Below are 1,433 nucleotides of genomic sequence, written 5' to 3'. Positions count from 1 at the left end.
GCGCGGCGGGGCGCCGGGACCGCCCGCGCGGGCGGGCGGCGGCCGGGCCCCGCTCACGCGACGCGCTCGTTCAGGCTCTCGATCTTGGCGCCCCAGTCGCCGAGCACGAGGACGCTCACGGAGGCGGGGCTGATCTCGAATCGCTGCATCGCGTCGGCCGGCAGGCCGAGGGCGTGGGCGACGATGAGCTTGATCACCTCGCTGTGGCTGACGAGGGCGAGGCGCGCCGCGCCGTGGCTCCGGCGCAGCGCCTCGAGGCCGAGCAGCGCCCGGACCTGCGCCTCCAGCACCGTCTCGCCCCCCGGGGGACGGGTGACGTGGCGGGCCGAGTTCCAGTAGCCCCAGGCCGGATCCCCGTGCAGCGCCGCGAACGGGCGCCCGGCCCAGGCGCCGAAGTCGAGCTCGTCGATGGCGGCGAGCGTGCGCGGCTCGAGGCCGGCCCGGGCGGCGATCGGCGCGGCGGTCTCCTGCGCCCGCTCGAGCGGGCCGGCATAGACCGCGTCGAGCCGCTCGCCGGCGAGCCGGCCCGCCAGCGCCTCCGCCTGCGCCCTCCCCTCCGCGCCGAGCACCACGCCCGGCATGCGCCCGCACAGGATCCGGTCGAGCCGGTCGTGCGCGGCGTGCCGCACCAGGAAGAAGGTCGTCGCCATGTCGGATCCGCACTCGCCTCGCGTGGGTGCCGCGCCCGCAAGCCAGATAGGCGCGGGCGCGGCGGCCGCCATGGTGCGCCCGCCGGGGCGGGGCGCCCTGCCGGGGCGGGAACCCGGGGCGCCCCGCCGCGGGAATCCCCGCCACCCCTGCCCCGGCGCCGCGCGATCCCCTATCCGGGCCCCCGCCCTATCTGGCTGGCGAGGCCCGACCCTGGCCGCCGAGACCGGGGCGGCCGCGCCAGACCGACGCCGGAGGAACACCGCATGCGCCCAGCCCCCGTCCTCACGCTCCTCGGCCTCGCCCTCGCCGGGGCCCTCCCCGGCGCTCCGGCGGCCGCGCAGGGCATCCGCAACGCCCCGCCGCCCCGGGCGCTCGAGACCGCAGCCTACATCTTCGCCGCCGCCAACGTCTGCGGCTACCAGATCGGGGTCGCGCCGTTCGAGGCGCTGCTCGGGCGCTACCAGGTGAGCATCGAGGACGTGCGCCCGCCCCGCGGGCCCTTCGGCGCCAAGGTCCAGACGATCTTCACCCTGATGTCGAACCAGATGATGCAGAACCGGGACGCCGCCTGCCTGGCGGTGGCGGGCGAGTACGGCCCCGAGGGCAGCGTCGTGAAGGGCATCCTCCTGCCCGGCGCCGGGCCGGACGGGACGCCCCCCAGGGCGGCGCCGTAGGCGGGGCCCTCGGCCCCGCCCGGGGGCCGGGCTCACGCGGCCCCGCCCCCGGGCGGGCCGGCGAGGAGCCGGGCCAGCGGCGCCGACAGGCCGGCGCTCTCGGTCGGC

Annotated in this window: 2 protein-coding genes; one reads left to right on the top strand and one right to left on the bottom strand. The window is 79.1% G+C overall.

Annotation, left to right across the window (positions count from 1 at the left end; all coding sequences use genetic code 11):
* Positions 1 to 53 precede the first annotated feature (53 nt).
* Positions 54 to 650: a histidine phosphatase family protein gene (locus tag DT057_RS34890; protein ID WP_128566554.1), complete on the bottom strand. Its 597-nt coding sequence runs from the start codon at positions 648 to 650 to the stop codon at positions 54 to 56.
* Positions 651 to 914: 264 nt separating this feature from the next.
* Between DT057_RS34890 and DT057_RS34885 the strand changes: the two genes are divergently transcribed.
* Positions 915 to 1,325, top strand: coding sequence for a hypothetical protein (locus DT057_RS34885; protein ID WP_128566553.1), 411 nt, complete (start codon positions 915 to 917; stop codon positions 1,323 to 1,325).
* Positions 1,326 to 1,433 lie beyond the last annotated feature (108 nt).

The sequence above is a fragment of the Methylobacterium crusticola genome, assembly GCF_003574465.1.
Taxonomy (GTDB): Bacteria; Pseudomonadota; Alphaproteobacteria; order Rhizobiales; family Beijerinckiaceae; genus Methylobacterium; species Methylobacterium crusticola.
Note: the sequence above shows the minus strand (reverse complement) of the source record. Positions and strands in the feature narration are given on the sequence as shown.